This is a genomic window from Rudaea sp., from assembly GCF_036383415.1.
GTDB lineage: Bacteria > Pseudomonadota > Gammaproteobacteria > Xanthomonadales > Rhodanobacteraceae > Rudaea.
This window is the reverse complement of record NZ_DASVOK010000206.1, coordinates 1-6497: the sequence shown is the minus strand read 5'-3', so window position 1 is coordinate 6497 and position 6497 is coordinate 1. Positions and strand designations below refer to the sequence as shown.

Annotated in this window: 5 protein-coding genes; 3 read left to right on the top strand and 2 right to left on the bottom strand. The window is 64.5% G+C overall.

What is annotated here, in order from left to right:
• The 3 genes from VF497_RS08140 to VF497_RS08130 form a co-directional block, all read left to right on the top strand.
• Positions 1 to 955 (top strand): amidase family protein (locus tag VF497_RS08140; protein ID WP_330887508.1); only part of this gene is annotated, 955 nt, incomplete at its 5' end.
• Positions 952 to 2397: an Asp-tRNA(Asn)/Glu-tRNA(Gln) amidotransferase subunit GatB gene (gene gatB, locus VF497_RS08135; protein ID WP_330887506.1), complete on the top strand. Its 1446-nt coding sequence runs from the start codon at positions 952 to 954 to the stop codon at positions 2395 to 2397. The genes VF497_RS08140 and gatB, both read left to right, overlap by 4 nt.
• Positions 2398 to 2460: 63 nt before the next feature.
• Complete coding sequence (locus VF497_RS08130; protein WP_330887504.1) at positions 2461 to 3396, top strand: carbohydrate kinase family protein; 936 nt, start codon at positions 2461 to 2463, stop codon at positions 3394 to 3396.
• Positions 3397 to 3512: 116 nt separating this feature from the next.
• Here the strand turns inward: VF497_RS08130 and VF497_RS08125 are convergent, their stop codons facing one another.
• Both VF497_RS08125 and VF497_RS08120 read right to left on the bottom strand, forming a co-directional pair.
• Positions 3513 to 5393 (bottom strand): M1 family metallopeptidase, encoded by a 1881-nt coding sequence (locus tag VF497_RS08125; RefSeq protein ID WP_330887502.1) that lies wholly within the window; start codon positions 5391 to 5393, stop codon positions 3513 to 3515.
• An 8-nt stretch (positions 5394 to 5401) separates the two neighbouring features.
• On the bottom strand, positions 5402 to 6497 hold a 1096-nt coding region (locus VF497_RS08120), incomplete at its 5' end, for a peptidase S10 (protein WP_330887500.1).

Below are 6497 nucleotides of genomic sequence, written 5' to 3'. Positions count from 1 at the left end.
GACCGGCACCGACACGGGCGGCTCGATCCGCCAGCCGGCCGCGTTCTGCGGCATCACCGGTCTGAAACCGACTTACGGCCGCGTCTCGCGTTTCGGCATGATCGCGTTCGCGTCGAGCCTCGACACCGCGAGCGTGCTCGCGCGCAGCGCCGAGGACTGCGCGCATGTGCTCGCCGCGATGGCAGGCCATGACGCACGTGATGCGACAAGTGCGAATCAACCGGTGGACGACTATGTCGGCGCGCTGGCGAAACCTTTGGCCGGCCTGCGCATCGGCGTTGCGCGCGAATACTTCGGCGCCGGCATCGACGCGGGCGTCGGCGCGGCCGTGCAAGCGGCGCTCAAGCAATACGAGAAGCTTGGTGCGACATTGGTCGATATCTCGCTGCCGAACGCCGCGCTCGCGATTCCGGCCTACTACGTGATTGCGCCAGCCGAAGCATCGAGCAATCTCGCGCGCTACGACGGCGTGCGCTACGGCTACGCAGCGAAGGAGCCGAAGTCGCTCGAAGACCTGTATACGCGCACGCGTGCCGAAGGCTTTGGCGCGGAAGTGAAGCGCCGCATCCTCGTCGGTACCTATGCGCTCTCGGCCGGCTACTACGATGCCTACTATCTGCGCGCGCAGCGAGTGCGCCGCCTGATCGCGAACGATTTCAGCGAAGCGTTCAAGTCGGTCGATGTGATCGCCGGACCGACCACGCCGAGCGTCGCGTTCAAGATCGGCGAGAAGTCGTCCGATCCGCTCGCCATGTATGCCGCCGACGTCAACACGGTTGCCGTTAACCTTGCCGGTCTGCCGGCGATCTCCCTGCCCGCGGGTTTCAGCGAGAACCTGCCGGTCGGCCTGCAATTGGTCGCGCCGGCACTCGCCGAAGCGCGCCTGCTCAACGCCGCGCATCAACTGCAGCTCGCAACCGACTGGCATGCGCAGAAACCGGAGGGCGTGGCATGAGCGCCTACGGAAACTGGCAGCCGGTGATCGGCCTCGAAATCCACGCACAGCTGTCGACGCAGGCCAAGCTGTTCTCAGGCGCGTCGACCGCCTACGGCGCGGAGCCGAACACGCACACCGGTCTCGTCGACATCGCCCTGCCCGGCACACTGCCGGTGCCGAACCGCGCCGCGCTCGACAAGGCGATCCGCTTCGGCCTCGCGATCAACGCGCGCATCGCGCCGCACAGCGTGTTCGCGCGCAAGAACTACTTCTATCCCGACCTGCCCAAGGGCTACCAGATCAGCCAGTACGAGCTGCCCGTGGTCGCCGAGGGCAAGCTCGCCGTGCGTCTCGACGACGGCCGCACGATCGAGGTCGCGATCGAACGCGCGCATCTGGAAGAGGACGCGGGCAAGTCGCTGCACGAGGAATTCCATGGCGCGACCGGCATCGATCTCAACCGCGCCGGCACGCCGCTGCTCGAAATCGTCTCCAAGCCCGTGCTGTATTCGGCCGCCGAAGCGGTGGCCTACATGCGCACCGTGCACACGCTCGTGCGCTGGCTCGGCGTCTGCGACGGCAGCATGCAGGAAGGTTCGTTCCGCTGCGATGCGAACGTGTCGGTGCGCCCGGCCAGTTCGGAAAAACTCGGCACGCGCACCGAGATCAAGAACGTCAACAGCTTCCGTTTCGTCGAGAAGGCGATCGAATACGAAATCGAGCGCCAGATCCGCGCGCTCGAAAACGGCGAGACGATCGTGCAAGAGACGCGCCTCTACGATCCCGCGCGCCACCAGACGCGGCCGATGCGCGGCAAGGAAGACGCCAACGACTACCGCTACTTCCCCGACCCCGACCTGCCGCCGCTCGCGGTGACGGCCGACGACATCGCCGCGGTGAAGGCGACGATGCCCGAACTGCCCGAGGCACGGCGCATGCGCTATGTCGACGTGCTCGGCCTTCCCGAGATCGACGCAGCGCAACTCTGCGCCGACCGCGCGACAGCCGATTACTTCGAAGCCGTGCTGGGCACGCTGCCCGGCGAGGCGAAGCTCGCCGCTAACTGGACGCTCGGCGAAGTCTCTGCCGCGCTCAACGAAGCGGCGCTGGCCATCGAGCAATCGCGCGTCTCCGCGCCCGCGCTCGCGCAGCTGCTCGCGCGCGTGCGCGAGGGCGTCATCTCCGGCAAGATCGCCAAGGACGTGTTCGGCGCGATGTGGGCCGGGGAAGGCAGCGCCGACGAGGTGATCGAGAAGCGCGGCCTCAAGCAGATTTCCGATTCGGGCGCGCTCGCCGCGGCGATCGATGCGGTGCTCGCCGAATATCCGACCCAGCTCGCCGATTTCCGCGGCGGCAACGAAAAGCTGCTGCAGTTCTTCGTCGGCCAGGTGATGAAGCGCACGCGCGGCCAAGCCAATCCCCAGCAGCTCAACACGCTGTTGCGGGAAAAATTAAAATAGGTCATTTCCTGCAGGCTGCGGGAAAGACAACAGAAACGAATTCGATTCTTTGGGAGTTGCTACATGTCTGCATTGATCTGCGGTTCGCTCGCCTACGACACCATCATGGTGTTCCAGGACCAGTTCCGGAATCACATCCTGCCCGACAAGGTGCATATCCTGAACGTGTCGTTCCTCGTGCCGCGCATGCGCCGCGAGTTCGGCGGCTGCGCGGGCAACATCGCCTACAACCTCAAGCTGCTCGGCGACGATCCGATTCCGTTCGGCGCGGTCGGTCAGGACTTCGGCCCGTACCGCGAGCACCTGCAGCGTTGCGGCATCCGCCTCGACCACGTGCTCGTCTACGACGAACTGTTCACGCCGCAGTGCTTCATCACCACGGACATGGACAACAACCAGATCACCGCCTTCCATCCGGGCGCAATGCTCAATTCGCATGAGCACCACGTGAAGGACGTCGAGGGCGTGACGTTTGGCATCGTCGCGCCCGACAGCCGCGACGGCATGCTGCAGCACGCGCGCGAGTTCGCCGAGAAGGGCATCCCTTTCATCTTCGATCCGGGCCAGGCCATGCCACTGTTCAACGGCGAAGAATTCCGCACGATGATCGAGCAGGCCGACTACGCGATCGTCAACGACTACGAGTCGCAGCTGCTGCAGACGCGCACCGGCTGGAGCGCCGATGACATCGCCTCGCGCGTGAAGGCCTACATCGTCACCCAGGGCCCGAAGGGTTCGATCGTGCACGAGGGCAAGAACCAGCACGTGATCCCGCCGGGCCACGAACGCCGCATCGTCGATCCGACCGGCTGCGGAGATGCATACCGGGCAGGACTTATCTTCGGGCTCACGCGAGGTATGGATTGGCCGACCACGGGCCGCATCGCCTCGCTGATGGGCACGCTCAAGATCGAGCACCCCGGCACGCAGAACCAGCGCTTCACCTACGCCGAGTTCGCTGATCAGTTCAAGCAGCAGTTCGGCTATTCGTTGGACTGAACGCGGCGTTCGCAGGGGTTCGGCTTTCGCGCGCCTCGCGCGAAAGCGGTCGAACCCGCTGCCATTGCACACCGGGAGAATCGGGCGCGATGAATCGCGCCCCTGCGACTCCCCGACTAGCGCCGCCTTCCCGGCTCCTGCAGCGCCTTCTCCACCGCCGCGCGCGTCATCGGGTGATAGCCGGGCTTGGCCTCGGCGTAGATCTTCTCGGCCAGCGCCTTGCCCTTGGGCGTTTTCGCCAGTTCGCTATACAGCGGCACGACGAGGATGCGACGGCCGATGCGCAGCATGTGTTCGCGCATCGCCGGATAAGCGGCCTCGTAGCCGCTGCCGATCGCGAGGCGATACCAGCGGAATGCGATCTCGGCGTTGTGCGTGCCGGTCAGGTGATAGGCATCGTCGAGCGCCTTCATCTGCGCCGGGCTGAGCTTCGGCGGTAGCCGGTCGAGAAAGTACTGCCATTCCTGCGTGCGCCAGCTTTTCGCATCGAGCTTGGCCGCATCGATCTTGCCAGCGACGAACTGCTCGCGCAGCTCGTCCTGTGCCGCGAATGCGCTCGACGATGGCAGCGGCGCATCGGCCGGAATGCCGGGCTGATGCAGCCACGCATTGACCTCGTCCATGCTGACCTTGCCGGGAGTTTTGTCCAGCAGGTTCGCTTTCAGATAATCGACGAACTGGTCCGTGGTGATGCTCTGGAAGGCGAAGTGGTCGAAGTAGCCGCGCAGGAACGCATCGAATGTATCGTGGCCGAACTTGCCTTCGAGATACTGCAGGAACCACGAGCCCTTCGTGTACGGCACGTCACTGAGCGAATCGTCCGCGTCCTTGCCGGTCAGGTCGGGCACGAGCAGCTGCTCGGCCGGCTTGGCCGTGGCGAATTCCTTCTTCAGCTCGTTCGCGGCGACGAGGAATTCCTCGTCGGCCTGCTGCTTGCCGTAGACGGCCTCGACGATGCGGCCCTGCACGTAGGTGGTGAAACCCTCATTGAGCCAGACGTGCTTCCACGCCGCGTTGGTGACGAGGTTGCCCGACCAGGAATGCGCGAGCTCGTGCGCGATCACGCTGACGAGTGATTTGTCGCCGGCGATGATCGTCGGCGTGGCGAACGTCAGGCGCGGATTCTCCATGCCGCCGAACGGAAACGACGGCGGCAGCACGAGGATGTCGTAGCGGTCCCAGCGATACGGGCCGTAGAGTTTTTCCGTGGTGACGATCATCTTCTCGATATCGTCGAACTCCTTCGCCGCTGCGGCGACCGTTTCCGGCTCGGCATAGACGGCGCTGCGCGGGCCAATTTCCTTGACCGCGATATCGCCGATCGCGAGCGCGAGCAGGTACGAGGGAATCTTCTGCGGCATCGCGAAGCGGAAGTCACCATCGAGCGCATGCTTCGCATCGTTGTTCGCGCTCATCACCGCGCGCAGAGCTTTCGGCGTGGTGACGTGCGCGGTGTAGGAGAAGCGCACCTGCGGCGTGTCCTGCAGCGGAATCCAGCTGCGTCCGGCGATCGATTCGGACTGCGAATAGACGAACGGATGTTTCTTGCCTGCGGTCTGGCTCGGGTCGAGCCACTGCAGGCCGGCGGCATCGGGGCTGGTCGAATAGGCGATGACCACGCGCTTCGCCTGCCGCGGCATCTTGATGCGCAACGCAGAGCCCAGCATCGGGTCGGGCTTGTCGAGCTGGAATTCGAGCGGCGGATATTTCGGCTTGCCGCTCATGTCCTCGACGCGTTCGATCTTGAGACCACTGGTGTCGAGCACGAGTTCGCGCGCAGCGGGGTCGAGCCATTCCAGATCGAGCACCGCGCTGCCGGACAGCACGTGCTTGTCGAACGAGACCGTCAGGTCGAGGTCGAGCGCGGTCACTCGCACCTTGTCGGGCTGCGCATAGGAGTGCGGATCGCGGCTTTCGGTCGATGCGTTGGCGTGTGCGCTAGTCATGATGGCGAGGCCCAGAACGCCGGCGGCGGCGGTGCGAACAAGCAGGTTCATCGGCTTTCCTATTTGGACAGGGCGCTGTCGTAGAAGCGGGCGAGGTCGCCCTTCATCTGCTTGACCGCATCGAGGTTGAGATAGACCATGTGTCCCGACGGGTAGTAGCTGAAGCTCAAGTTCTTGCGCAAGCTCGGGTCGATGTCGAGATGGGCGAGATCGTACTCGGTCGCGAAGAACGGCGTAGCCAGATCGTACCAGCCGTTTGCCGACAGCACCTTGAGATGCGGATTGGTGCGCATCGCCTCGGACAGATCGCCGACCATCGCCGGCAGCTGCACCTTGCGCGTCGAGCCGGGGATCGCATGCCGCCAGTCCCACTCGCCGATCGCCGCGCCGGCGTTCATGCGGTACGGCACCTCGCTCGGATACTTCAGTTCGCGCGTGAGGTAATCGTTGATCGCGGAGAAGAACGCGCCGCTGATCGCGGTGCTCGACGGATCGAACTCGGGCGATTCACCCGCCGCGTCGGCGTCGATGCCTTCGAAACGGCCGTCGAAGCGGCCGAGCGTGCGGCGCTGGTCGCGCAGCAGTTCCTTGCGGAAGCGCGGCTGGCTGACGCGCAGGTTGGCATCCTTCAGATACTGTGGCGACAAGCCGATGTAGCGGCTCAGCTTTTGCGCGATCGCATCGCGCTCGGCGGGGCTCAGGTCCTGGCCCTTGGCCAGCGCCACCGAATATTCGCCGCGCGCAAACTGACGCACTTCCTCGACGAACGGCTCCAGCGACGCGGGTTTGTTCGGAACCTTGTTGTGATACCAGGCGATCGCCGCGAAGGTCGGCAGCAGGTTGACGTAGTCGTTGTCGAGGCCCGGCATGCGCGAGGCGTAGTTCAGGATCGACGACAGCAGCACGACGCCGTTGAGCGCGACGCCATGGTTTTCGAGATAGCGTGCGAGGCCGGCCGAACGCGACGTGCCGTAGGATTCGCCGAACAGGAACTTCGGTGAATTCCAGCGCTTGTTGACCGTGATGTAGCGGACGATGAAGCGACCGAACGCATCGATATCCTGATCGGTACCCCAGAAGCGCTTGTTCGGATTGTCGTCTTTGTCCTTCTCGGCAGGCTTGCCGTCCTTGTCCTTGGGCAGGCCGTGAGAATAG

Excerpts from the sequence above, each read along its gene's own strand:
- gatB (WP_330887506.1), top strand. The coding sequence starts at position 952 with ATGAGCGCCTACGGAAACTGGCAGCCGGTGATCGGCCTCGAAATCCAC.
- VF497_RS08125 (WP_330887502.1), bottom strand. The coding sequence starts at position 5,393 with ATGAACCTGCTTGTTCGCACCGCCGCCGCCGGCGTTCTGGGCCTCGCC.
- VF497_RS08130 (WP_330887504.1), top strand. The coding sequence starts at position 2,461 with ATGTCTGCATTGATCTGCGGTTCGCTCGCCTACGACACCATCATGGTG.